Source organism: Prevotella sp. kh1p2, from assembly GCF_900111525.1.
Classification (GTDB): domain Bacteria; phylum Bacteroidota; class Bacteroidia; order Bacteroidales; family Bacteroidaceae; genus Prevotella.
In genome coordinates, this window is the sequence record NZ_FOHY01000017.1 from 48,913 (window position 1) to 73,048 (window position 24,136).

The following is a 24,136-nucleotide window of genomic DNA, read 5'->3' on the forward strand; positions in this document are numbered from 1 at the left end:
ATACGGCTATGAGAACAAAAACTATCAACATACTGCTCTGGACACTGTGCCTGCTCACCGGACTGACCGCCTGCAGCGACAGCTTTCTGGACAAGGAGGAAGACGACAAGAAGTCAGAAGAAGATGTCTACACCCGCTATGAGGAGGTAGACAAGAACGTCGTGGAGGCTTACTACCTGGCCAAAGCGGCCAACAGACCACTGGTATGGCTGGAGCACTTCTCCTCTGCCGCCATTACCGACGAGTGCGAGAGTACCAACGTAGAGGGAAACATCGGCAACCTGTACAATCAGGGAGCCTGGAACCCCAACTCCAACTTCCCGGGTAACGTGCGTCAGTTCTGGAGCAGCCTCTATGAAGCCATCCGCCACATCAACGTCACCCTCGAAGGAATTGAGAAGTACAACACTCCCGACAATGCCATGAGCCCCGGCGACCTTAACAAACGCATCGGCGAACTCTACTTCCTGCGCGGCTACCTGCACTGGTTGCTCGTGCGGGCGTACGGAGAGATACCTTACATAGACCACTCCATACCGGCTAATGCGGAAAAGAACTTCCAGAAAGAGAGCGTACACGCCGTGGTCGAGAAAATCATCAAAGACGCCCAGGCAGCCTATGACAGGGTGCAGGACGTCTACAGCCGCAACGACGAAAACTTCGGCCGCGTAGACAAGGGCGCCTGCCTGGGCCTCATGGCCATTGCCCGCTGGACAGCTGCCACGCCGCTCTACAACGGTGCCAAGGATAAGTTCGGCTACGAGGGAACCCGCGTCTTCGAGAGCGAATACACCTACGACGCCTCCCGCTGGACAAAGGCAAAGGAGGCCGCCAAGGCCGTGCTCGACTTCAAAGTTAACGGAACGCAGCGCTACAAGCTCTATGACAAGTACGACGCATCTGACTTCATGGACGACGGCAACCGCAATCTCAACGGCTCCCTCGTATATCACCGCCTGTGGGACATGTTCTTCGACTACGATGCACTGGCCAGCGAGGCCGTGTTCTTTGTGGCCCGCGACAAGAATGCACCATGGCAGGGCGACCAGTATGCCCCCAGCCGCGGCGGCAGCTCACGCCAGCAACCCGTGCAGGAACAGGTAGACGAGTACGAGTACATGGCCCCCGACGGCTATGGATACCCCGTCTACAGCCCCGAAGCACGCACGGCAGGCTACGACGACAGTAACCCTTACGTGCACCGAGACCCCCGTTTCTACCGCGACATCCTGTATCACGGCGCCCCCTATCGTGACAATTCCAATAACGCAAGGCCCATGAACACCGCCGACGGCCCCGACAAGATTGGCGCCACCAACGCTACAACCACAGGCTACTACCTGCGCAAGTTCATGAAAGACGGCTGGAACAAGAGCGGCGACTTCCAACTCAACTGCCCGGCTATATGGCGTCTGCCCGAGTTTATCTACATCTATGCCGAAGCCGTGAATGAGACAGACGGCCCCAACCAGGAAATCTACGACCTCATCAACCGCGTGAGGGCCCGCTCCTTCATGTCGCCCATGCCGCCACAGACCCTCACCGACCGCGACCTCATGCGCCAGTACATCCGCCGCGAGCGCCGCGTGGAATTCTTCTACGAGAACAAGCGTCCCTGGGACTGCCGCCTCTACCTCGAACCCTCCAGCCCCGAAGAGCTGGCCAAGGAGCAAACCTTCCTGTCAATGGGCAGCAACAACACCGAGCGCTCCATCAACTACTGGAAGCAGAACAAGGGCTCCTACCCACGTTGTCAGCGCATGATAAACGGCATGAGGCCCGTAGAAGACCCCGCAGGCCTCATAGAAATCGACGGCAAGCACTACCGCATGGAGCGTTTCTGCAAGGAAGAGCGCGCCTTCGAGACGCCCAAGCACTATCTTTTCCCTATCCTGAACACGGAGATACAGGTATGTCCTACGCTGGTTCAGAATCCGGGATGGTAATCTCAGGATAACATCCGTGACCCGGAGCGGTGCCTGCAAAGGCCCCGTTCCGGGCTTTTTTTCGCTGCTTGCAGTTTCCTGCTGGCTTGCTGCTGCGGATGAAAGACAGAGTAACTCCTTTTTAAAGACAGAGTAACAAAGTATTTTTTTCGCTGCTTGATTTATAAAACGGGAAAGTGATAGATGGAAAAACAGCAATGAATACCCACATGGCAAACCTGTATCCTCCCCTTAGAAAGGGGAGGTTAGGAGGGGATGATTGCGGCAGGAAAAGTCCTTTTGCAGCTCTGCTCATAAGCTGTTAAAAATCAACAAATTATGAGCAGAAGAGCAGGAGGTGGCTTTCAAGCCTCTTGAATGGCACTTTCAAGAGGCTTGAAGCTATCGTTCAAGGAGCTTGAAGAGCAGCTCCAGACTGTTAGCTGATTATTTCTCGCGGCGTGTAAAAAGAAAAAAGACAGCGTGACAGAGTATTTTCAAGTTGCAAAAAATTACGCTGTTACGCTGTCTTTAAAAACTATCAGCAGCCTTTCCTCCCCTTGGAAAGGGAAGGTTAGGAGGGGATGATACCCGCAACAAGAAATCATTAACCTGCTGATAGGTCATCCCCTCCTCCGCCTCCCCTTTCCAAGGGGAGGATACCAGTTACCCTTGCAGCACATCGTTCCTTATTCATCGCACCCAACAAACAACCCTCCAGCAGCGAAAAAATTACTCTGTTACGCTGTCTTTAAAAAGGAGCTACGCTGTCTTTAGGAACTATCAGCAGCGGTTCCTCCCCTTGGAAAGGGGAGGTTAGGAGGGGATGATACCCGCAACAAGAAATCATTAATCTGCTGATAGGTCATCCCCTCCTCCGCCTCCCCTTTCCAAGGGGAGGATACCGGTTAGCTTTTCTGCTCATCGTTCCTTATTCATCGCACCCAACAAACAACCCTCCAGCAGCAAAAAAATTACTCTGTTACTCTGTCTTTAAAAAGGAGTTACGCTGTCTTTCACCCGCAGCAGCAAGCCAGCAGGAAAGTGCAAGCAGCAAAAAAAACACTTTGTTACGCTGTCTTAAAAAAGGAGCTACGCTGTCCTTAAAAAGGAGCTACTTTGTCTTTAGCCCACAGCAGCAGCGGAGGGGGTTACTGTTTGAACCGCTCGGACTGCTGGCGGATGAGCTCGGCGTCGTCGAAGTAGTTGATGCGCATGGCCCGGCGAACCTCGTCCATGGTCTGGGCAGCGGCCTCGCGGGCGGCTTCGGAACCCTTGCGCAGGATGTTGTAGATTTCGGGAATGTCCTGTTCGAACTCGTGGCGGCGTGCGCGGATGGGGCTCAAGAGCTTGTCGAGCACGCTGTTAAGCATCTTCTTGCACTTCATGTCGCCTATGCCGCCGGCGGTGTAGGCGGCCTTCAGCTCGTCCAGGTTATGGAACTCGGGCCAGAACTCGGCAAAGTCGTCGTCGGTAGAGAAGGCGTCGAGATAGGTGAACACGGCGTTTCCCTCCACGTGTCCGGGGTCGGAGACGTTGAGATGGGTGGGGTCGGTGTACATGCTTTTTACCTTTGTCCAGACTGTATCCCTGTCGTCGGAGAGGTAGATGCAGTTTCCGAGGCTCTTGCTCATCTTCTCCTTGCCGTCGGTTCCGGGCAGCCGGCGTGCCGTGGCGTTCTCGGGCAGCATGATGTCGGGCTCCACGAGCACGGGTGCATAGGTGCTGTTGAAGCGGTTCACCAGCTCGCGCGTGAGCTCAATCATGGGGCTCTGGTCTTCTCCTGCGGGCACCGTAGTGGCCTTGAAGGCTGCTATGTCGGCGGCCTGTGATACAGGATAGCAGAAGAAACCAAGTGGGATGTTGGCTTCGAAGTTACGCATCTTTATCTCGGTCTTTACCGTCGGGTTGCGTTGTACGCGCGACACGCTGACCAGGTTCATCAGGTAAGTGGTTAGTTCGGCCAGTTCGGGGATGCAGCTCTGTATGTAGAGGGTGCATTTAGCTGGGTCGAGGCCGGCCGAGAGGTAGTCGAGCGCCACCTCGATGATGTTCTGGCGTATCTTTTCAGGGTTGTCGGCATTGTCCGTCAGGGCCTGTACATCGGCCATGAAGATGAACATGCGGTCGTAATCTCCTGCGTTCTGGAGCTGCACGCGGCGGTGCAGAGAGCCGATGTAGTGGCCCAGGTGGAGCTTTCCGGTGGGGCGGTCGCCCGTTAGTATAATCTTTCCCATGTTATTTCTCTGTTTCTTTGTTCTGGTAATTGACGGTGCAAAAGTAGCAAAAATAATTGGTATGAGGAAATAAGGAGCCCTAAAATGGGCGCTTACAGTTCTGCAGGCAGGCACACGGCAATGGTCTTGAGGCGCACGTAAGCCTCGGAGAGGAACATGAAACCGCCGTAGGGATTGGCCGTGCCCCATGAGTTCTTGGCTATGTAGAAGCGCCGGCCGGCGGCGTCGTGGGCTATGCCTACGAGCTCCATGACGTGGTCGTCGGTGGTAAGGCGGCGCTCGAAGGCCCGCTGCCGGCTCTGCTGGGTCACGCTGCGGGCGGGCACGGTGGCCGTTCCCTGCTCGAAGCAGAAGCCCGGCTCGCTGATGTCGCCCTCCCAGCAAACGGGATGGCCGCTGCGCAGGGCACGCTCCACGCGGCGCATGAGTGAGTCGAGGGGCAGGTTGAGGAACTGCTGGTGCAGGCGGTTATCGGGTGTTTCGAGCTCAAAGGGGCGGTAGAACGGATGGTGGCTGAAGCTGGTGAGCGAGGCATACTCGCCGCGGCGGTACACGCTGTGGGCAAATTCGAGGGGCGTGTACTGGGCTCCGAGCATGAATACCAGGCGCGGCAGGAAGTTTATCTGCTCATCGAGCAGGGTCTCGGTGCGGCTGGCGAGCAGGCTCAACGAGCGGCTGGTGCGGGCTGCATACATGAGCTTGCGGGCCAGCAGGCGGTAGTCGGTGCTGTCGCCATGATAGCTGTCGTAAGGTTCCATGCCGTAACGCGTCATGTAGAACAATGCCATCGGGGCCATTCCCCGCAACGAGAGGTCGCTCTGCCGGCGCGAGAAAAAATAGCGCGTGGTGCCCTCGCGCAGCAGCATGCGGGCCAGGTAGTCGGGCGAGAGGTTCACGCTGTCGCCCGCCATGAGGTGTTCGCTCTCGATGGTAGCCAGCATGCCGTAGAGCCAGCAGAGGTTGCTGTTGCCCTGGTTCTTCACGGGCGTGGTCTTGATGCGGCACTCCACGGTAAAGGGAAGGGGTTGGCCGGCCGGCTGCCTGGCCGGTTTGGCGCAGCCCACCAGGCAGAGTACAGCCAGAAGGAGATAAGTTTTGTGCATGTGCAGATTGCGATTTAGAAGAACGGAGTTCGAAACTCCGGCGCAAAAATACCACTTTCTTGCGTTCCGGACAAGAAAGAGACATAAATAATAAACGCGCACGAAGCGTAATAACCAATCTTTTTGTAACTTTGCAGCATGATAGAACAGAACCCTGAAGATTTTGAAATCATGGCTCCGGTGGGCTCGCGTGAGAGTCTGGCCGCCGCCATCCAGGCCGGCGCAGGCTCCGTTTACTTCGGCATCGGACAGCTGAACATGCGCTCGCACTCGGCCAACCACTTCGATATAGCCGACCTGCACGACATTGCTTCCACATGTCTGGAGCACGGCATCAAGACCTATCTGACGGTAAACACCATCATCTACGATGCCGACCTGCCTGCCATGCGCCGGATAGTTGACGCTGCCTGCGAGGCCGGCATTACGGCCGTGATAGCCTCCGACGTAGCTGTAATGAGCTATTGCAACGCCAAGGGCATGGAGGTTCACCTCTCCACGCAGCTCAACATCACCAACATAGAGGCGCTGAAGTTCTACGCCCGCTTTGCCGACGTGGTGGTGCTGGCGCGCGAACTCAACATGGAACAGGTGGCGGAGATACACCGCCGGATAGCCGAAGAGCACATTACAGGCCCCAAGGGCGGGCCGGTGCGCATCGAGATGTTCTGCCACGGCGCCCTCTGCATGGCCGTTAGCGGCAAGTGCTACATGAGTCTGCATGCTGCAAACCGCAGTGCCAACCGGGGCGAGTGCGTGCAGATATGCCGCCGCTCGTACACCGTGACCGACAACGAGACGGGCAACCAGCTCGAGATAGACAACAAGTACATCATGAGCCCCAAGGACTTGAAGACCGTGCGCTTCATCGACCGCATGATGGATGCTGGCGTGCGCGTGTTCAAGATAGAAGGGCGGGCGCGCGGACCGGAGTACGTGTACACCGTGGTTAGCTGCTATCGAGAGGCCATCAGGAGCGTACTCGAGGGCACCTTTACCGAGGACAAGAAGGACGAATGGGACCGCCGGCTGGCCACAGTCTTCAACCGGGGCTTCTGGGACGGCTACTATCAGGGCCAGACTATGGGCGAGTGGAACACCCACTACGGCTCGGTGGCTACGGAGAAGAAGGTGTTGGTGGGCAAGGTTATCAAGTATTTCAGCAAGCTGAACGTAGCAGAAGTGGCCGTGGAGGCCGCACCCTTTGCGAAGGGAGACAAGCTGCTCATTACCGGAAACACAACGGGGGTGATGTATCTCACCGCCGACGAGATACGCTACGACCTGCAGCCGGTGGAACAGGCACGGCAGGCAACGCGCGTGAGCATACCGGTTAAAGGCAAGGTAAGGCCCAACGACAAGCTCTTCAAGCTGGTTACTGAAGCATAAAAAGAAAGGAAAAAGATAATGGAAGACAATCGACTGAATACTTCCTCCGGCCAGGGAGAAATGAAGACCATCAACGAACTGCAGGACGAAGTCGTGGAGGAATTCGCCGACTTCGATGACTGGATGGACAAATACCAGATGCTCATCGACCTGGGCAACGACCTCAAGGCGCTGAACGAGAAGTACAAAACGGAGCAGAACCTCATCGACGGCTGCCAGAGCCGCGTGTGGCTGCAGTGCGATAGGGTTGATGGCAAGCTCGTGTTTACGGCCGACAGCGACGCACTCATCGTGAAGGGCATCATTGCCCTGCTCATTCAGGTGCTTAGCGGGCATACTCCGCAGGAGATTCTGGATGCCGACCTCTACTTCATCGACAAGATTGGGCTGCGCGAACACTTGTCGCCTACGCGCAGCAACGGGCTGCTGGCCATGGTGAAACGCATCAAGGCCTACGCCCTGACCTATCAGATGGAAAGTTAAAAGGTAGCGTATGAAGCGGCTGATGATGGTTTTCTGTGTCCTCATGGCATGCCTCGGGCTGGGTGCCCAGTGTGCTTTCCGCCTGCAACCGATAGGTGATGCGGGCCAGAAACTCATGATGGTAGACGGAAAACTGAACGGCAGAAAGGTGGAATTGGTGTTCGACACGGGCGCTTCCTACAATGTCATCACGCCCGACTTGGCCCGACTCTACGGCCTGAAGGTGAGCAACCGCAGCGTTGTCTCCAAGGGAACGCGCCTGACCAAGGGACGTCTGGCGACGGCATCCTCGCTCAGTCTGGGCCGTGAGGTAGTGAAGGACGTGGAGTTTGTGGTGCTCGACATCGGCCGGGGCAACGAGTCGGCGGCCGAGAACATGGCCGCCCTGCGGGTTGTCATTGGCCAAACGCTGCTGCGTAGGTGGGGAGGCTACACGCTGGACTTCGCCGGCAGGCGCATCATCTTCCATCAGCACGTAACGCGAACGGCCGGTGCCGTTCCGCTGCAGGTGAGCAACTACGGCATCATGAGCGTGGAGGCAACCAAAGACGGGCACCGTTTCAGCCTCACGCTCGATACCGGCGCCACCGCTACTACGCTGGGGCCGTCGTACTACAAAGCCTTTCAGGCCGAGATAGCCCGCTATGGCAAGTGGGATATAACAGGCTCGTCGGGCTACGGCGGCGTGCTTTACAGCAGCGTGTTCCGCATGCCAGAGCTCTGTCTAACTATCGGCGGACACCGTTGCTGCTTGAAGAACGTGCCCGTAACGACGCTGTCGACCGAGAAGCAAACCGTACTCTCGGGCGACGGCAGGCTGGGGCTCGACTTCTTCAGGCTGTGGCGGCAGGTGACCGTAGACAACAGCAACAAGACGATAGCATTCAAATAGCATGCGCAAACTCAAGACCATAGAGATGCACCGGCTGTCGGTAGAGCAGTTCAGGGAAGCCAGCAAGCTGCCGCTTGTTGTCGTGCTGGACGACGTGAGGTCGCTCTACAACGTGGGTTCGGTGTTCCGCTCGTGCGATGCTTTCCGCGTTGAGGCCGTTTACCTGTGCGGCATCACGGCCACACCGCCCAATGCCGAGATACACAAGACGGCGCTCGGAGGCGAGGACAGCGTGTCGTGGAAGTACTTTGAGCATACCGAAGACGCCGTTGCCGAGCTGAAGCAGCGCGGCTACTTTGTCTATAGCATCGAGCAGGTGGAGGGCTCCACCAAGCTGCAGGACTTGGTTCTGCCCCCCTCACCCACCACCCATCACCCATCACCCATCACCCATTACGCCGTCATCTTCGGCAACGAGGTAAAGGGAGTGAGGCAGACAGTGGTCGACATGAGCGACGGCTGCCTCGAAATACCGCAGTTCGGAACCAAGCACTCGCTCAATGTGAGCGTAACGGCCGGCATCGTGGTGTGGGAGTTTGCACGTAAGCTACTGTTAAATAAGGAATAAGATGGAAACAGAAAGAATAGTGGAATTGTTCGAGGAGCATGGCATCAAGCCGACTGCCAACCGCATCGTGATAGCCCGAACGCTGGCAGCAGAGGAATTCCCGATGTCGCTCGCGGATTTGGAACACGCCGTTTATCCTATCGACAAGTCCAACATCTTCCGCACGCTCGCCACCTTCAAGGCCCACCACATGGTGCACGTGCTTGAAGACGGCAGCAGTACGCGCTACGAACTCTGCCTGAGTCACGACGATGAAGACGACGAGGACATGCACGTACACTTCTTTTGTGAACGCTGTCATCGAACCTTCTGCCTGTACGATACGCCGATACCGGAGGTCGACTTGCCCGAAGGTTATCACATGGAAACCATCAACTACATGGTGAAAGGACTCTGTCCGGAGTGCATCCGCAAAGAAGGACTGGGCAAAATGCGGACCTGAAATTTTGCGTTTTGCCGCCTTTCACGTAACTTTGCACGATATTTCAGAATACAAAAAGATATGGAACAGAAATTAATCATCTACAATACGCTCACCCGCCAGAAAGAACTTTTCAAGCCGCTGCATGCTCCCAACGTGGGCATGTACGTCTGCGGACCAACCGTTTACGGCGATCCGCACCTGGGGCATGCCCGTCCCGCTATCACGTTCGACATCCTCTTCCGCTACCTCAGGCACTTAGGATACAAGGTGCGTTACGTGCGCAACATCACCGATGTGGGCCATCTGGAGCACGATGCCGATGAAGGAGACGACAAGATAGAGAAAAAGGCCCGCCTTGAACAGCTGGAGCCGATGGAGATTGCACAGTATTACACCAACCGATACCACAAGGCAATGGAGCTGCTGGGCGTGCTCCCGCCGTCGATTGAGCCGCACGCAACGGGCCACATCATAGAACAAGAGAAGCTGGTGAAGGAAATCCTCAACAACGGATATGCCTACGAGAGCAACGGCAGCGTGTATTTTGACGTGGCGAAGTACGACAAGGAGCACCATTACGGCATCCTCTCAGGCCGCAACCTCACCGATATCGTGAACCAGAGCCGCGAACTGGCCGGCACGGGAGAGAAGAGAAACCAGGCTGATTTTGCCCTTTGGAAGAAAGCGCAGCCAGAACACATCATGCGATGGCCCAGTCCCTGGAGCGACGGATTTCCCGGATGGCACTGCGAGTGCACGGCTATGGGCCGCAAATACCTTGGCAACCACTTCGATATTCATGGCGGGGGAATGGACTTGGTGTTCCCTCATCACGAGTGTGAGATAGCCCAGGCTGTGGCCAGTCAGGGCGACCAGATGGTTCACTACTGGATGCACAACAACATGATAACCATCAACGGGCAGAAGATGGGCAAGTCTCTGGGCAACTTCATCACGCTGGAGCAGTTCTTCACCGGCCAACACGAGAGCCTTACCCAGGCCTACTCGCCCATGACGATACGCTTCTTTATCCTCTCGGCGCACTACCGCGGCACGGTAGACTTCTCCAACGACGCCCTGCTTGCTGCCCAGAAAGGCTACGAGAGGCTGATGAACGGCCTGGCCGACCTGGACCGCGTGCCCGTTGACAAGGCCTGCGATGCCGACACCGAGAAGTTTGTAAAGGCGCTGCGACAGCGTTGCTACGACGCCATGAACGACGACCTGCAAACGCCACTCGTAATTAGCTACCTCTTCGAGGCCTGCCATCTCATCAACAATCTGCTCGACCACAAGGCCCGGATATGTGCCGACTGCCTGCAGGAGCTGGCCAGCACGATGCGTCTGTTTACCGTTGAGCTGCTTGGACTGCAAAGTGAGAAGGGCGCGAACAATGCCGCGCGCGAGGAAGCCTACGGCAAGGTGGTTGACATGGTGCTTGACTTGCGCGCCAAGGCCAAGGCCTCCAAGGACTGGGCTACAAGCGACCGGATACGCAATGAGCTTGCAGATGCCGGCTTCGAGGTAAAAGACACCAAGGACGGTGTTACCTGGAAGCTGCAGAAATAACAACGAAAAAGGGTAGAAGAAGCATCACTTCCTTCTACCCCTTTTTATTTTCAACTCATTCCTCCCTATCTATTATCTCTTATCTATTATCTGTTATCTAAGTACACCAGTTGCTTGTCGAGGATAAAATAGAGGCGGCCGTCGGCGCTGCTCACGCCCTGCACGCCAGGCAACAGGATGTGCGAAATGGGCAATCCGAGGTCGTCAACCAGCCAGAAGTCGCTCTTTCCCTCTCTCCGCCAGCCCACGCAGGTGTAGCCGTTGTACTTCGTAAAGGGCCAGTAGATGTTCTCCGGCGCGTAGGCATCAACGATGTTGAGCCTCGGATCTACGATAACAACGTATCCCTTGTCGGTATAAACGGGGCAGTTCTGCCCGTCGAAGGCCACGAGAGTAAAGGCTTTGTCGGTTTCGTGATAAGCGTACAGCGTGTCGTTTACAATACCTGCCAGCCTGCCATACTTCTCCTTGTCCCACGGAGTCATGTTAACCGTGGAGTCGTTGATGTCCTGATACGTGATGCCATCATCGAACATGAGGTACGCGTGGTTGCCTGCAATCACCCCGCCGCGCAGGATGTCGCGCCCCGATGACAGGTAGGTAAAGCTCAGGTTGCGCCCCGTCTGCCGGTCGAAGGAGGCCATGAACGGCCTTCCGCACTTGATTTGGCGATAGCCGCGCATGCCGTAGCCGTAGTTGAGCATGTAGAGCGTGCTGTCCGTTGCAAACAGCCGGGCAACCGAAGCCGTGCGTGCAGGCATGTCGTAGCGCCACACCTCGTTCAGTTCCTTATCCAGTCGGGCCACGTGGTCACGGTCGGAGAAGAAGTAAGAGGAGTCGGTCAGTAGCACGTTAGAGTGCAACCCTACGATTACATTGCCCCCAACGCCGTACGGTATGGGCGTATATCCGCCTGCCATGGCACCCGCCACGCCGCCTGCCACGGCCAGCACGCCGCTCAGGATGTTCATTTTGGTGTCGGCGATGCCCGTCTTTCCCTTGTGCGTTGTTACCGAGCCGTCGGCCAGATTGAGCTTCACCACGTCGTCGGCCACCATGAGCAGATGCGTACTGTCTGTCAGGAAGGCGTTGTTCCAGCCGTATCCGTAGTGCTGACTGAAGCTGTTGTTCCACTTTGCAGCACCCGTTGAGAGGTCGAAGGCGGTAAACTCACCCGGCACGGAGCCGTCGTATCCTATCACGTAATTGTACTTTTCGTTGCTGTAGGCCGGTGCAAAGGCGCCCTTCCACAGCAGCTGTCCCGTTTCCGTATCCAGCATTTCAACCTTCGGCTTGCCCGTCCAGGTGTTGCCGTCGGTACGCATCACGCCGGCTCCGGTCATGGTTGCAGTCTGCGTAAGGTAGTTCATCTCGCTCTGCCACAGCGTGTTCCAGCTGCGTGTATCGGTCATCAGCAGCTGCCCCTTGTTCTTCCACTTGGTGCCTTTCTTGTTCTGCTGGCGCAGAAAAACGGCCATGCGGTCTCCGTGCTCCGACAGTTTGCCGACATAGAAGTCCTGCGGAAAGGTTACGCGGGCACCGCGGATGCGCAGGCCGTCGACAGTTTCGGCCGCGTCGACCGAATCTACCGTGAACTTTTCCTGCGCCCTTACGGTGAGTGCGAGAGCCAGACAGAAGAGGGTGATGAGGCGTGTTTTCAGTTTCATTGTATGCTTTTTCTGATATTCAACGGCAAAAATAGCAGTTTTAATCTGAACGACCAAGAAATCTGCCTACAAAAAACGGGCGGGAGCAAGCCGTCCCACGAGGGTCCGGCTCCTCCCGCCCGCGGAGCGTGCAGCATCAGTTTTCTGCCTTGTTAGCTCCGATTACGCCCAGCAGGGCAGAAGCTATGGCGGCGATGATTTTGAAAATCAGGCTCCAGTTGAATGATGAATGGGTCGATTTATTCATGGTTCTTGTTTCTTTAGTGGTTCCGTGCGTTTGGTTAAAGTCCCTCCCGGCGGCCCCACGCTTGCGGGGCCGGGGAGGGCAGAGAGAAGGTTCCGGGGGTTACGCCCTGGCCTTGGGCTTGGCAGCCTCGTTGTCGTTAAAGGCCGTCTCCTGTGCCTTGGCGCCCTCCAGCAGGGCGAAGTGGCGCTTGTGGTCGGGGGTGATGGTAACCTCGGGCATGAAGTTCACGTGCATGCCCTTCACGTTCGTGTTCGCGTCAAAGTCCTTGGCCGTGTCGGCAGCCACGGTGTGCAGTCCAATCTTGAACGAGCCTATGCCGTCCAGCTTCACGCGCATGGAGTTCTGGAGCATGGTCTGCATGGTCTCCGAGAGCTCGGCCAGCACGGCCAGGATGTCGCTGTACTTGACGGTACAGTTGCGTTGCATGATTTCTGCCAGCCCCTTGGTGTCGATGGTGCCGGGGTGAATGGCGCGGGCGTAGAACTTTCCGTTGTTCAAGCTGTTGCGTCTGTTGTCCTGAAAGAGCTTATACAAAATAGCCATAATGATAATGTTTTTTTAGTTGGTTAATGATGTTACATGTGAGAGAATACGGCCGTTTGTTTCTGAATCACGATGCAAAGATAACGCTTGGCCTCCCCTTTGTCAAGCCCCCTTGTGGGTACAAGTGTGGGTACATGTACGCATCAGGGCGGCAAGAGCTTTTGAACAGCCTGCCGCCCCGACGGTTTCATCGGCCCTGCTTCCTGCCGTAAACCTGCATGTCCTTGTCCATATACCATGCCGTATAGCCGTTGTTGGCCATCCACTGCCGTACAACAGTCTGCACGCCGCTGGTTTCGGCCATCATGCCGTCATGCTTCAGAAACACCACCAGCGGGTATTCGCCTAAGCTGCTGCGCCTTTCCTCCAGCCTCCTGCGCAGGCTCTCGCCCTGGTAAATCACGGTTTGGGTGTGCCCCAGGAAGGGAATCATGCGCGTTGCATAATATAATTCGGAGAACTGGTTGCCCAGCAGCAGGGGCTTGTCTGCCCCGCCGTAGCGGCCTATTATATTAATGTAGTGCCGGTAGCGGGCAGCATCGGCGGCGTTGGTATAAACGTTGAGCCGGCCCGGCTGTATCAGGGTGGTGCTCGCCGTGCGTGGTGCGGTGTCGCCGTAGGCCCGTTTTGCGCTCTTGACCATGGCTCCCGCCCCCATTGCCACGAGCAGCATTACTGCCACCCGCCTGTTGCAGCGTGCCGGCAGGGCTGCCGTGCAGGCCGCAGCGGGAAACAGCATGAGCCCCGCGCACCAGTTGAAGATGCCCGGAATGCCGATGTCGCTGCCCACCGGAAACAGCATTACCGACAAGAACAGGTAGGCCGTGGTAACGTGAAGCACCCCCTGCGCGGCCTCCCTCGTGGCTGTGTACGCAGCCACAATGACCAGGCTAAGGGCCAGAGCCGACAGGTAGGGAAGGCTCGAAAGCGCCACCACCGCGTAGGCAACAGCCAGCGTGCCCAGTGCGATGTGCCGTAACCGGCCGCCGAGCCGTCGGTCCGCCAGGCTGCCTGCATACCAGAACAGTCCTGCCACGGCCATCTGCAGCCCCATGTTCACCATGCTCGCGAAGTACACCCTTATCAGGTTGTCGTGGCTATGGGTAGCCGAATGGCCGCTGAAGGCGGAGAACGCCTCGCGCAGTCCGCCTGTAAAGTGGGGCATGTGGCCCATTGCGGCTATCAGCATCAGCATGGTCAGGCTGCCTGCCGCCATGCCCGCCGCCATGCGCAGCGCGTCTGCGCAGCCCCGGCGCCATCCGCTCCGCCTCCATCCGCTAACCAGCGGCACGGCCAGCAGCGCCAACAGCGAGAGGTTAACCATCCGTGCAAAGAACGCAAACCCCACGGCTGCGCCTGCCGCCACTATCCACCGGCGCCTGCCACTGGCCGCAAACCGCGAGTAGCACCAGGCCGAAACAGCCATGAGCAGATACGAGAGTGTGTCGTAATGGAACGTAACGACGATGACGGGGAACAGGAAGCTGAGCCCTGCAGCCAGCACCGAATAGCGGCGAGGCATCAGGTCGCGGAACGTGAGGTAAAGCATGGCCACGGCTGCCGAGAGGGTGAGCGCTTCGAGGAAGCGGAACCCGGCCAGCCCAAATTGGCCGAAGGCCTGCTCCCACAGTCCTCCGAGAAAGCCCGTGAGGTAGTAGATGAAGTTGAACTCGTTGGCATCGGGACGGCTGAAGATGAGCTGGTAGAACGTGTTGCAGAAGCCCGCGTCTACATGATCCACGCCTTGCAGCCCGGCCAGCATCCTGTACGCCATGCCAACCGCAAACACTGTGGCCACGAGCTTTGCCCATCCGGCGTGTTTCTTGGTAATGTTTGTTTCCATTAACTGTTTTTCGTCGGAACCCGGCTTGTGTTTTTCCACCCTGTTAGCCGGCTGTGGCGGCGTGAGCAGAGCTTGGAAGCAGGTTCCGGTATTTGTGCTGCAAAGGTAGTGAAAAATCCCGTATTGGCAGATGTTTTTACGCTTATTTTTTGTTTATTACATAGCTCCGCGGTGCAAGCAGTTGGTCTGCAGCCCGGTTTCTTCCCTTTAGGAAGGGGAGGTTAGGAGGGGATGATGACACCGAAAGATTGCCAACAGCCTGCTCACACATCATCCCCACCTCCGCCTCCTCTTTCCAAGGGGAGGTTACCGGTTAGCCTTTCTGCAAACCGTTGCTTGCACTTTTCCATGAACCGGCAAACCTGCAACAGCAGAAAAAATACTCTGTTACTTTGTCTTTAAAAATAAGCAGCAAACCGGCAGGAGGCCTGCAACAGCGTTTCCTCCCCTTAGAAAGGGGAGGTTAGGAGGGGATGATTGCACCGAATGATTACCAATTTACTGCCTGAAGATTGCCAACAGCCTGCTAACACATCATCCCCTCCTCCGCCTCCCCTTTCCAAGGGGAGGTTACCAGTTAGCCTTTCACCTATTATAATACATACAGTGAGCCGGCAGCAAAGTACAGGCGCCAGCGTATCCTCCCCTTAGAAAGGGGAGGTTAGGAGGGGATGATTGCACCGAATGATTACCAATTTACTGCCTGAAGATTGCCAACAGCCTGCTAACACATCATCCCCTCCTCCGCCTCCCCTTTCCAAGGGGAGGTTACCAGTTAGCCTTTCACCTATTATAATACATACAGTGAGCCGGCAGCAAAGTACAGGCGCCAGCGTATCCTCCCCTTAGAAAGGGGAGGTTAGGAGGGGATGATGAACCCGCAAACAGCTCTTCAAACCAACAATCGGCAAACTGCTGGAAATCAGTAAGTTACAAGCAAGGAAGAAAAAGGTGCCTTTCAAGCCTCTTGAAGGGCACCTTCAAGGCGCTTGAAGGATAGCTCCGAGGGCCTTGACCGATAGCTCCGTGACATAAAGATTACTCGTCAGGCTGTCTTAACCCTGCCGGGGCATCATTGCGGTACAGCCTGTTGGACTCAAAAAACACACCGTAACGCTGTCCGCAACCCCGTAAATGCCCACGAAAAAGGTACGTTTACGGTAAATTATTCATATTTAACACTCGGGGGTAACATTTGTTATCATCGGCAAACAGCTATGCCGGCTATCTTTGCAATGAGTAAAACCATGAGAATGTATATATCCTACTAATGAACAGATAGCCTGATGGAGAAACAGAAGACATTGAGAGTTCTGAGCGAAAGCGTTCTGTTTCACGGATTGAAGACTGACGAGATTGAAGGTCTGTTGCTGAATGTGAAATACAAGATTCTGAGATACAAGAGAAATGAAATTTATACGCTTGAGGGAATGAACTGCTGTCACGTGGACTTGGTGCTAAGTGGCTGCGTAACGGCTTATATGGTGGGCGACTCCGGCAAGTCGCTCCTCATGGGCAAGATAGGCGCTGGCGCGGTGATAGCCCCGGCGTTTGTGTATGCCAAGAGCCACAAGATGCCCGTCACGGTGAAGGCCGACGCGAACACGGAAGTGCTGCGCATGAGCCCCGAAGAACTGCTGCGCTTCATCGACGGGAATGCTACCGTGCGCCATAATTTCATTGTCTGCATCTCTGAAGTGGTGGTGCATCTCACGCAGAAGATACACATGCTGAACCTGATGACGGCCAGGCAGAAAGTGGTGAGCTACCTCAAGGAGCTTTGTCGGCAGCAGGGCGGGAGCATAGTGGACTTGGGATGCTCGCGACAGGAGCTGGCCGACAGCTTCGGCATACAGAAGTACTCCCTTGCGCGCATCCTCTCAGAGCTGGCCGGGCAAGGCATCATAACGGTCGAAGGGCGCCGCATAACCATACGCGACATGCAGGCACTGCGCAGACTGTAGTATCCGGGGCCTCTGAAACAGAGGCCGGAACATGACATTTATTACCTTATTAAATAATATAGTATGAAAAGAAACCTAACATTCGCAGTGGCTGCCTTGGTTGTAGCAGGCAGCACGCTGTACTCATGCAGGCCTGACAAGTCGGGACCGCAGGTAGATGCCGACGCAGCCCAGAAGACCTACGTGGCTCCGGGGCAGTATGACGAGTTCTACAACTTCGTTTCCGGAGGCTTCAACGGCCAGGTGAGCGTTTACGGAATACCGTCGGGACGGTTGCTGAAAGTTATCCCCGTGTTCTCGCAGAACGGTGAGAACGGCTACGGCTACGACGAGGAAACCAAGCCGATGCTGAACACCTCGTTCGGCTTTGTGCCCTGGGACGACTCCCACCACATGACACTCTCCGAGACCGATGCCATGTACGACGGCCGCTGGGCTTTCATCAACGCCAACAATACGCCGCGCGTGGCCCGCATAGACCTCAAGACCTTCCGCACGGCCGAAATCATCGAACTGCCCAACTCGGCCGGTAACCACGCCTCGCCGTTCCTGACCCAGAACACCGAATACCTGGTGGCAGGCACCCGCTTCAGCGTTCCGGCCGACTATGAGAACGGCGACGTATCGCTCGATGAGTACAAGGAGAAGTTCCACGGGCACATCAGCTTCGTGAAGATTGACCCGCAGAGCGGCGAAATGAGCCTCGACTTCCAGCTCCGTCTGCCGCCCTTCAACTACGATTTGAGCCACAGCGGCAAGAATGCTTCTGGCGACTGGAGCTTCTTTACCTGCTACAACAGCGAGGAAGCCAATACGCTGCTCGAAATCAATGCAGCCAAGAACGACAAGGACTACATCCTGGCAGTGAACTGGAAGAAGGCCGCCGAGCACGCTGTAAAGGGAGACTGCACCGTTGAAAGCGTGAAGTACGCCCACAACAAGTGGGATGAAAGCACGCTCACGGCCAAGTCGGAAATCCTTAATCAGGTGAAAGTAATCAATACGGAGAAAGTAAACGACTTCCTGTATCTCATCCCCTGCCCCAAATCTCCGCACGGATGCGACGTTGACCCGACAGGAGAGTACATCGTGGGCAATGGCAAGCTGTCGTCCAACATTCCCGTCTTCAGCTTCACCAAGATACAGAAGGCCATTGAGAACAAGCAGTTCGACGGCAAGGTCGACGGCATCAACGTCATCAAATACGAGGCCGCACTGCACGGAGAGGTAAAGGCGCCGGGCCTGGGCTCGCTGCACACGGAGTTTGATGCCGAGGGTCATGCCTACACGAGCTTCTTCATTTCGTCCGAAATCGTGAAGTGGAACCTCAAGGATTTGCAGATTCTGGACCGCATCCCCACCTATTACTCCATCGGACACCTCTCGGTCATGGGCGGCGATACGAAGAAACCGTACGGCAAGTACATGATTGCGTACAACAAGATAACCAAGGACCGCTTCCTCCCCACTGGCCCCGAGCTGTGCCAGGCCGCACAACTTTACGACATCAGCGGCGACAAGATGAAGCTCATCCTTGAGTTCCCAACCATCGGAGAGCCTCACTATGCCGTGGCGATACCGGCCAAACAGGTGGAACCCAACGTGCTCAAGTTCACCAAACTGGCCGATAACCACAACCCGTACAAGATTAGTTCGTACAAGGAAGCTCGTGTAGAGCGCAAGGGAAACCGCGTGGATGTTTATCTGGGTGCCGTGCGCTCGCGGCTTGTTCCTGATAATATAGAAGGTATCAAGATGGGAGACGAGGTGTACTTCCACGTCACCAACCTTGAACAAGAGTGGGATATACCGCATGGCTTCGCTGTAAAAGGCAACAACAATGCCGAGGTTCTGGTCATGCCGGGCGAGACTTGCACGCTCAAGTGGGTACCTAACCGGGTGGGTATCATCCCGTTCTACTGCACCGACTTCTGTTCGGCACTCCATCAGGAGATGCAGGGATACGTGCGCGTGAGCCCTGCCGGAAGCGCTGTTCCGCTGAAGTATTCCATCGATCACAAGAGTCCAAAAGACCTGAAGTAAAACAATCATTCAATATAAATGGCGAAGTTTAAGGGATAACAAGGAGCCAAGAGAGGCTGAGGGCACGCATCCTGCCATGCCAATGGTAAGGTGCGGCCCCACGGCCTCCGGCTTTCACGGCGCGGAAACGCCGTTCCCGAAACTTCTCAAAACGACAAGCAACCATGACAAATAAACTTTCCAAATTCGGAATGTGGCTGATGATAGCAGCCGCAGTGCTGACAGTTATCAGCGCGTTCATCCCTCTCTGGCGCATCGACCTGCAGGCACCGCAGTATCCCGAAGGCCTTGTGCTGCTCATCGGCGGCACGAGCGGCATCTCCGGTGACATCATTCCCATCAACGACTTGAACCATTATGTGGGCATGGAGAAGATTTTTCCGGAGAATTTCTGGGAGTTTCAAGCCCTTCCCTACATTCTTTGTGGCTTCGCGTTGCTGTTTCTTGTCAGCGCGTTGATACGCAGCAAGAAGCTCACTTACGGCTCCTTCGGGCTGTTTGTTATCTTCGGCATCCTCAGCTTCGTTGACTTTTACTACTGGACCTATAACTACGGCCACAATCTTGACCCCAGCGCACCCATCCAGGTGCCTGGAATGGCCTACCAGCCTCCCATCCTCGGCTACAAGAAACTGCTGAACTTCGAGGCTTTCTCCTGGCCCGATACCGGCGGCTATCTGCTTGTGGGGGCCGGCGTATTGGTGGCTTTGGTCGTATTCTATGAGTTAGGAGTGTTTGATAAGCTATTCAAGAAGAAAACAAAAACCGCATAATGAGAAATCTGTTCAGTGTCAGATTATCAGCGCCGGCATACCGGCTGGCGCTGGTTTTGATGTTTCTGCTGGCCTCATGTTCAGTAGACGACAAGCCGCAAGCTATTGAGTTGGGCAAAGACGAGTGCGCAGGATGCAAGATGGCCATCACCGACGGGCAGTTCGGTTGTGAGTTCATAACCGACAAGGGGCGCTGCCTGAAGTTCGACGACCTGTCGTGTCTCTTCCATTACATTGGCAAAAACGAGATTACAGACAGCCAGATACTGAAGATATACGTGAGCGATTACCAGCATCCGGGCACGCTGATAGACATCAAGACGGCCGGACTTGTACTGGGCGACGACATCAAGAGCCCCATGAACGGCGGCGTTGCAGCCTTTGGCGACAGGCGTGCAGCCGAGAAATTTGCCGTCGAGCACCAGGCTATCCTGCTGGATTCGTGGACGCGACTCAAGCAACAGCACCACGAGTAAACCAGCTACCAACCTTCAGCAAACAAAAAGGCAGCGAATGATACAACTCCGTTTGAAGCTCCTGATGCCGGCTCTGCTGGCGGCATCATCAGTTTTCAGCACCACGTTTAGTGTGGGGCCGGCCAAGCCGTACACCGCTATTGGCCCTGCAGTGGCCAAGGCCAAGGCCGGCGACACCATCATCGTGTACGCCGGGAGCTATCGTGAGCGCCTCACCATCAGCAAGCCTCTCACGCTCATCGGTGCCCGCCGCCCCGTTATCGACGGGCAGAAAAGGGGCACCGTCATTACCATCGCGTCCGATGATGTAACCCTGAAGGGGTTCGATATCATCAATTCGGCCCGCTCGTCGCTGCGCGACTACTGCGGCATCCTGGTCAAGGACAGCCGCAACGTGCACCTTACGGGCAACCTGCTGCGGTCCAACCAGTTCAGCATCATGCTGCAGAACAGCCGCTACTGCGATGTAGCATACAACGACATAGCCAGCAACATCATGGAAATGCAGGTCATGGGAAACGCCATCCACTGCTGGAAATCGGAGCATCTGCGCATCCATCACAACACGATTGGCCACAACCGCGACGGCATCTACCTTGAGTTTGTCTACGATTCACGCATCGACCACAACAGCGTTAGCGGCTGCGAGCGATACGGACTGCACTTCATGTTCTCCCACTTCAGCACCTACAGCCACAACCACTTCTACAAGAACCTGGCCGGAGTGGCCGTTATGTACACCCACGACGTGCAGATGCTCAACAACGTATTCGACCAGAACCGCGGTTCCTCCTCGTATGGGCTGCTGCTCAAGGAGATACAACGCGGCACCATAGCCCACAACCGGTTCAGCGACAACACCGTTGGCGTGTTCATGGATGGCGGCGTAGAGCTGCACCTGCACCACAACCTGTTCCGCCAGAACGGCTGGGGAATGCGCGTGGTGGCCAGTTCCACCAACGATACCATTAGCTCCAACAACTTCATAGGCAACACTTTCGACATCTCGACCAACGGCAGTTTCAACAGCAACAGGTTCGACGGAAACTACTGGGACAAGTATAACGGCTACGACCTCGACAGAAACGGCACCGGCGATGTGCCCTTCCACATGCTCAGCCTCTTCTCTGCACTGGCCGAGCGGAACCAGTCTATCCTGCTGTTCTTCCACAGTTTCCTGATGAACCTCATGGATGAGAGCGAGCGCCTGCTGCCTTCCATCACCCCCGACAACTACGTCGACAACCTGCCTTCCCTGCAACCATTCAGCGTATGATATCCATTCAGAACCTCAATAAATTCTACGGGCGCCTGCATGTGCTCCGCGACGTGAACCTGGAGCTGGCCAACGGCCAGTGCGTAGCCTTCGTGGGGCCCAACGGCTGCGGCAAGACAACGCTCATGAAGTGCATCCTCGGGCTCGTTACTCCACAGTCGGGCCACGTGCGCATCAACGGCATGGAGGTGCAGGACAACCCCGCCAGCCGCTCCCTCATAGGCTTCATGCCCCAGAAGGGCAGCTTTCCGCAGAACATGACCGTGGGCCAGACCATCGACACCATCATGCAGGTACGGGCCTGCAAGGCCCAGCCAGACCTCGAACTCTACAGCCGCTACAACATTGCCTCCATCGCTTCCAAGCGCACCAACACCCTCTCGGGCGGCACGGCGCAGAAGGTGAACGCCGCCATAGCTTTCCTCTTCCATCCGCAGATACTCATTCTCGACGAGCCCGCAGCCGGCCTCGACCCTATGGCAGCCGAGGTTCTGAAGGCCAAAATACGCAAGGAGAAGGAGCAGGGCAGGCTCATCTTCATCACTTCCCACATCCTGAGCGAGCTCGAAGACATCGCCACCCACATCGTGTTCATGGAAGAAGGGCGCATACTGCTCTACAAACCGGTCGATGAACTGAAGCGGCAAACCGGCGAAAGCACCGTGGCACGGGCCGTGATGCAAATACTCAATGACAATGAAAACAATCGCTAAGACCATATTTCTGGACAATGTGAAGAGCAAGATAGTGATTATCTACTTCCTGATGCTGGCTCTTTTGTCGTGGACGTCACTCCTTCTGGAGGACAGCGAGGCCAAAGGGTCGCTCACCATCCTCAACATCGTGCTCTTCATCATTCCCCTCATGTCGCTGCTCTACGCCACCACGTACCTCTACAACTCCCGAGACTTCGTTGTGCTGCTGCTCAGCCAGCCCCTGCGCCGCGGCCGTATATGGCACAGCCTCTATGCAGGCGTGGCGGGCAGTCTGCTCCTTGCCTTCCTTGCCGGGGCGGGGCTGCCCGTTGCGCTATACTGCAACGCGGGCACGGCGGCCATGATTGTGCTCATGGGTAGCGTCGTTACGCTCGTCTTCGTGTCCGTGGCATTCCTCACGGCCATAGTCTCTTCCGACAAGACCCGCGGCATCGGTGCGGCCATCCTGCTGTGGTTGCTCTTCACCATCGTGTGGGATGCCCTGCTTATGTACGTGCTCATGGTGTTTGCCTCGTGGCCGGTAGAGAAGCCCGTCATGGCCCTGCTCATGCTCAACCCGCTCGACCAGGCCCGCTTTCAGGTAATTCTGAAGATGGACGTGGCGGCCATGATGGGCTATTCAGGTGCCGCCTTCAAGGAGTTTCTGGGTGCCGCTGCGGGCGTGGTGGTGTCGGCCCTGCTGCTTGCGGCATGGATAGTGGTGCCCTACCTGCTGTCGCTGCGCGTGTTCAGGCACAAGGACTTGTAGCCCGCACGGGCACGCTGACAGCCCGGAACCACCGGCAATTCCCGCCAACACATCATCCCCTCCTCCGCCTCCCCTTTCCAAGGGGAGGTTACCGGTTAGCCTTTCTGCAAACCGTTGCTTGCACTTTTCCGTGAACCGGCAAACCTGCAACAGCAGAAAAAATACTCTGTTACTTTGTCTTTAAAAATAAGCAGCAAACCGGCAGGAAACCTGCAACAGCGGTTCCTCCCCTTAGAAAGGGGAGGTTAGGAGGGGATGATTGCACCCAATGATTACCAACGTACTGCCTGAAGATTGCCAACAGCCTGCCCACAAGTCATCCCCTCCTCCGCCTCCCCTTTCCAAGGGGAGGTTACCGGTTAGCCTTTCTGCAAACCGTTGCTTGCACTTTTCCGTGAACCGGCAAACCTGCAACAGCAGAAAAAATACTCTGTTACTTTGTCTTTAAAAATAAGCAGCAAACCGGCAGGAAACCTGCAACAGCGGTTCCTCCCCTTAGAAAGGGGAGGTTAGGAGGGGATGATTGCACCCAATGATTACCAACGTACTGCCTGAAGATTGCCAACAGCCTGCCCACAAGTCATCCCCTCCTCCGCCTCCCCTTTCCAAGGGGAGGTTACCGGTTAGCCTTTCTGCAAACCGTTGCTTGCACTTTTCCATGAACCGGCAAACCTGCAACAGCAGAAAAAATACTCTGTTACTTTGTCTTTAAAAATAAGCAGCAAACCGGCAGGAAACCTGCAACAGCGGTTCCTCCCCTTAGAAAGGGGAGGTTAGGAGGGGATGATTGCACCCAATGATTACCAACGTACTGCCTGAAGATTGCCAACAGCCTGCCCACAAGTCATCCCCTCCTCCGCCTCCCCTTTCCAAGGGGAGGTTACCGGTTAGCCTTTCTGCAAACCGTTGCTTGCACTTTTCCATGAACCGGCAAACCTGCAACAGCAGAAAAAATACTCTGTTACTTTGTCTTTAAAAATAAGCAGCAAACCGGCAGGAGACCTGCAACAGCGGTTCCTCCCCTTAGAAAGGGGAGGTTAGGAGGGGATGATGACACCCAAAGATTAACAACGTACCGCCTGAAGATTGCCAACAGCCTGCCAACACATCATCCCCTCCTCCGCCTCCCCTTTCCAAGGGGAGGTTACCGGTTAGCTTTTCACCTATTATAATACATACAGTGAGCCGGCAGCAAAGTACAGGCGCCAGCGTATCCTCCCCTTAGAAAGGGGAGGTTAGGAGGGGATGAT

20 protein-coding genes are annotated in these 24,136 nt (G+C 56.0%); 14 read left to right on the forward strand and 6 right to left on the reverse strand.

The annotated features are described in order from the left end of the window. Nucleotides 1-8: 8 nt before the first annotated feature. A complete protein-coding gene (locus tag BMW31_RS10435) occupies nucleotides 9-1,946 on the forward strand; it encodes a RagB/SusD family nutrient uptake outer membrane protein (RefSeq protein ID WP_091825315.1) in 1,938 nt (645 codons plus the stop codon). Nucleotides 1,947-3,076: 1,130 nt separating this feature from the next. On the opposite strand, the gene trpS is transcribed toward BMW31_RS10435, so the two are convergent. Further along, nucleotides 3,077-4,162, reverse strand: a complete 1,086-nt coding sequence (gene trpS / locus BMW31_RS10440) for a tryptophan--tRNA ligase (protein WP_091825318.1) — start codon at nucleotides 4,160-4,162, stop codon at nucleotides 3,077-3,079. 92 nt (nucleotides 4,163-4,254) lie between these two features. Continuing rightward, nucleotides 4,255-5,265 (reverse strand): C1 family peptidase, encoded by a 1,011-nt coding sequence (locus BMW31_RS10445; RefSeq protein ID WP_091825321.1) that lies wholly within the window; start codon nucleotides 5,263-5,265, stop codon nucleotides 4,255-4,257. A 138-nt stretch (nucleotides 5,266-5,403) separates the two neighbouring features. On the opposite strand from BMW31_RS10445, the gene BMW31_RS10450 reads away from it, so the two are divergent. The 6 genes from BMW31_RS10450 to cysS are packed head-to-tail and all read left to right on the forward strand — an operon-like array spanning nucleotide 5,404 to nucleotide 10,590. Next, on the forward strand, nucleotides 5,404-6,654 hold the full coding sequence (locus BMW31_RS10450; RefSeq protein ID WP_091825324.1) for a peptidase U32 family protein: 1,251 nt from the start codon (nucleotides 5,404-5,406) through the stop codon (nucleotides 6,652-6,654). A 60-nt stretch (nucleotides 6,655-6,714) separates the two neighbouring features. Next, entirely contained in the window at nucleotides 6,715-7,137 is a 423-nt protein-coding gene (locus BMW31_RS10455; RefSeq protein ID WP_091825393.1) for a SufE family protein, read from the forward strand. 10 nt (nucleotides 7,138-7,147) lie between these two features. Beyond that, nucleotides 7,148-8,029, forward strand: a complete 882-nt coding sequence (locus tag BMW31_RS10460; RefSeq protein WP_091825327.1) for an aspartyl protease family protein — start codon at nucleotides 7,148-7,150, stop codon at nucleotides 8,027-8,029. Between the two features lies 1 nt (nucleotide 8,030). After that, a complete protein-coding gene (locus BMW31_RS10465) occupies nucleotides 8,031-8,597 on the forward strand; it encodes an RNA methyltransferase (RefSeq protein ID WP_091825330.1) in 567 nt (188 codons plus the stop codon). Nucleotide 8,598: 1 nt separating this feature from the next. Further along, nucleotides 8,599-9,039, forward strand: a complete 441-nt coding sequence (locus tag BMW31_RS10470) for a Fur family transcriptional regulator (RefSeq protein WP_091825333.1) — start codon at nucleotides 8,599-8,601, stop codon at nucleotides 9,037-9,039. A 60-nt stretch (nucleotides 9,040-9,099) separates the two neighbouring features. Then, a complete protein-coding gene (cysS, locus tag BMW31_RS10475) occupies nucleotides 9,100-10,590 on the forward strand; it encodes a cysteine--tRNA ligase (RefSeq protein ID WP_091825337.1) in 1,491 nt (496 codons plus the stop codon). Nucleotides 10,591-10,676: 86 nt separating this feature from the next. Here the strand turns inward: cysS and BMW31_RS10480 are convergent, their stop codons facing one another. The 4 genes from BMW31_RS10480 to BMW31_RS10490 form a co-directional block, all read right to left on the reverse strand. Further along, complete coding sequence (locus tag BMW31_RS10480; protein ID WP_091825340.1) at nucleotides 10,677-12,257, reverse strand: PQQ-binding-like beta-propeller repeat protein; 1,581 nt, start codon at nucleotides 12,255-12,257, stop codon at nucleotides 10,677-10,679. Between the two features lie 136 nt (nucleotides 12,258-12,393). Continuing rightward, nucleotides 12,394-12,504 carry a smalltalk protein gene (locus tag BMW31_RS13495; RefSeq protein ID WP_177166310.1) on the reverse strand — a complete coding sequence of 37 codons (111 nt, stop codon included), beginning with the start codon at nucleotides 12,502-12,504 and terminating at the stop codon, nucleotides 12,394-12,396. Between the two features lie 99 nt (nucleotides 12,505-12,603). Continuing rightward, nucleotides 12,604-13,047 carry an HU family DNA-binding protein gene (locus tag BMW31_RS10485; RefSeq protein ID WP_091825345.1) on the reverse strand — a complete coding sequence of 148 codons (444 nt, stop codon included), beginning with the start codon at nucleotides 13,045-13,047 and terminating at the stop codon, nucleotides 12,604-12,606. A 187-nt stretch (nucleotides 13,048-13,234) separates the two neighbouring features. Beyond that, complete coding sequence (locus BMW31_RS10490; RefSeq protein ID WP_143049192.1) at nucleotides 13,235-14,890, reverse strand: glycosyltransferase family 39 protein; 1,656 nt, start codon at nucleotides 14,888-14,890, stop codon at nucleotides 13,235-13,237. 1,286 nt (nucleotides 14,891-16,176) lie between these two features. Here BMW31_RS10490 and BMW31_RS10495 point away from each other — a divergent pair. The 7 genes from BMW31_RS10495 to BMW31_RS10525 all read left to right on the forward strand — a co-directional run bounded on the left by BMW31_RS10495 (nucleotide 16,177) and on the right by BMW31_RS10525 (nucleotide 22,886). Further along, nucleotides 16,177-16,854, forward strand: a complete 678-nt coding sequence (locus tag BMW31_RS10495; RefSeq protein ID WP_091825353.1) for a Crp/Fnr family transcriptional regulator — start codon at nucleotides 16,177-16,179, stop codon at nucleotides 16,852-16,854. Nucleotides 16,855-16,917: 63 nt separating this feature from the next. Then, nucleotides 16,918-18,897, forward strand: a complete 1,980-nt coding sequence (nosZ, locus tag BMW31_RS10500; RefSeq protein ID WP_091825356.1) for a Sec-dependent nitrous-oxide reductase — start codon at nucleotides 16,918-16,920, stop codon at nucleotides 18,895-18,897. A 164-nt stretch (nucleotides 18,898-19,061) separates the two neighbouring features. Then, nucleotides 19,062-19,670 (forward strand): hypothetical protein, encoded by a 609-nt coding sequence (locus BMW31_RS10505; protein ID WP_091825359.1) that lies wholly within the window; start codon nucleotides 19,062-19,064, stop codon nucleotides 19,668-19,670. Next, on the forward strand, nucleotides 19,670-20,146 hold the full coding sequence (locus BMW31_RS10510) for a nitrous oxide reductase accessory protein NosL (RefSeq protein WP_091825362.1): 477 nt from the start codon (nucleotides 19,670-19,672) through the stop codon (nucleotides 20,144-20,146). The genes BMW31_RS10505 and BMW31_RS10510 overlap by 1 nt, the downstream gene beginning before the upstream one ends. A 37-nt stretch (nucleotides 20,147-20,183) precedes the next feature. Continuing rightward, on the forward strand, nucleotides 20,184-21,422 hold the full coding sequence (gene nosD / locus BMW31_RS10515) for a nitrous oxide reductase family maturation protein NosD (RefSeq protein WP_255404939.1): 1,239 nt from the start codon (nucleotides 20,184-20,186) through the stop codon (nucleotides 21,420-21,422). Continuing rightward, nucleotides 21,419-22,135 (forward strand): ABC transporter ATP-binding protein, encoded by a 717-nt coding sequence (locus BMW31_RS10520; RefSeq protein ID WP_091825365.1) that lies wholly within the window; start codon nucleotides 21,419-21,421, stop codon nucleotides 22,133-22,135. Before nosD ends, BMW31_RS10520 begins: the two co-directional genes overlap by 4 nt. Next, nucleotides 22,119-22,886: an ABC transporter permease gene (locus BMW31_RS10525; RefSeq protein ID WP_091825368.1), complete on the forward strand. Its 768-nt coding sequence runs from the start codon at nucleotides 22,119-22,121 to the stop codon at nucleotides 22,884-22,886. Before BMW31_RS10520 ends, BMW31_RS10525 begins: the two co-directional genes overlap by 17 nt. The last annotated feature ends 1,250 nt before the right edge of the window (nucleotides 22,887-24,136 follow it).

Coding starts and splice junctions, on each gene's coding strand:
- BMW31_RS10435 (WP_091825315.1), top strand. CDS start 9: ATGAGAACAAAAACTATCAACATACTGCTCTGGACACTGTGCCTGCTC.
- trpS (WP_091825318.1), bottom strand. CDS start 4,162: ATGGGAAAGATTATACTAACGGGCGACCGCCCCACCGGAAAGCTCCAC.
- BMW31_RS10445 (WP_091825321.1), bottom strand. CDS start 5,265: ATGCACAAAACTTATCTCCTTCTGGCTGTACTCTGCCTGGTGGGCTGC.
- BMW31_RS10450 (WP_091825324.1), top strand. CDS start 5,404: ATGATAGAACAGAACCCTGAAGATTTTGAAATCATGGCTCCGGTGGGC.
- BMW31_RS10455 (WP_091825393.1), top strand. CDS start 6,715: ATGAAGACCATCAACGAACTGCAGGACGAAGTCGTGGAGGAATTCGCC.
- BMW31_RS10460 (WP_091825327.1), top strand. CDS start 7,148: ATGAAGCGGCTGATGATGGTTTTCTGTGTCCTCATGGCATGCCTCGGG.
- BMW31_RS10465 (WP_091825330.1), top strand. CDS start 8,031: ATGCGCAAACTCAAGACCATAGAGATGCACCGGCTGTCGGTAGAGCAG.
- BMW31_RS10470 (WP_091825333.1), top strand. CDS start 8,599: ATGGAAACAGAAAGAATAGTGGAATTGTTCGAGGAGCATGGCATCAAG.
- cysS (WP_091825337.1), top strand. CDS start 9,100: ATGGAACAGAAATTAATCATCTACAATACGCTCACCCGCCAGAAAGAA.
- BMW31_RS10480 (WP_091825340.1), bottom strand. CDS start 12,257: ATGAAACTGAAAACACGCCTCATCACCCTCTTCTGTCTGGCTCTCGCA.
- BMW31_RS13495 (WP_177166310.1), bottom strand. CDS start 12,504: ATGAATAAATCGACCCATTCATCATTCAACTGGAGCCTGATTTTCAAA.
- BMW31_RS10485 (WP_091825345.1), bottom strand. CDS start 13,047: ATGGCTATTTTGTATAAGCTCTTTCAGGACAACAGACGCAACAGCTTG.
- BMW31_RS10490 (WP_143049192.1), bottom strand. CDS start 14,890: ATGGAAACAAACATTACCAAGAAACACGCCGGATGGGCAAAGCTCGTG.
- BMW31_RS10495 (WP_091825353.1), top strand. CDS start 16,177: ATGGAGAAACAGAAGACATTGAGAGTTCTGAGCGAAAGCGTTCTGTTT.
- nosZ (WP_091825356.1), top strand. CDS start 16,918: ATGAAAAGAAACCTAACATTCGCAGTGGCTGCCTTGGTTGTAGCAGGC.
- BMW31_RS10505 (WP_091825359.1), top strand. CDS start 19,062: ATGACAAATAAACTTTCCAAATTCGGAATGTGGCTGATGATAGCAGCC.
- BMW31_RS10510 (WP_091825362.1), top strand. CDS start 19,670: ATGAGAAATCTGTTCAGTGTCAGATTATCAGCGCCGGCATACCGGCTG.
- nosD (WP_255404939.1), top strand. CDS start 20,184: ATGATACAACTCCGTTTGAAGCTCCTGATGCCGGCTCTGCTGGCGGCA.
- BMW31_RS10520 (WP_091825365.1), top strand. CDS start 21,419: ATGATATCCATTCAGAACCTCAATAAATTCTACGGGCGCCTGCATGTG.
- BMW31_RS10525 (WP_091825368.1), top strand. CDS start 22,119: ATGAAAACAATCGCTAAGACCATATTTCTGGACAATGTGAAGAGCAAG.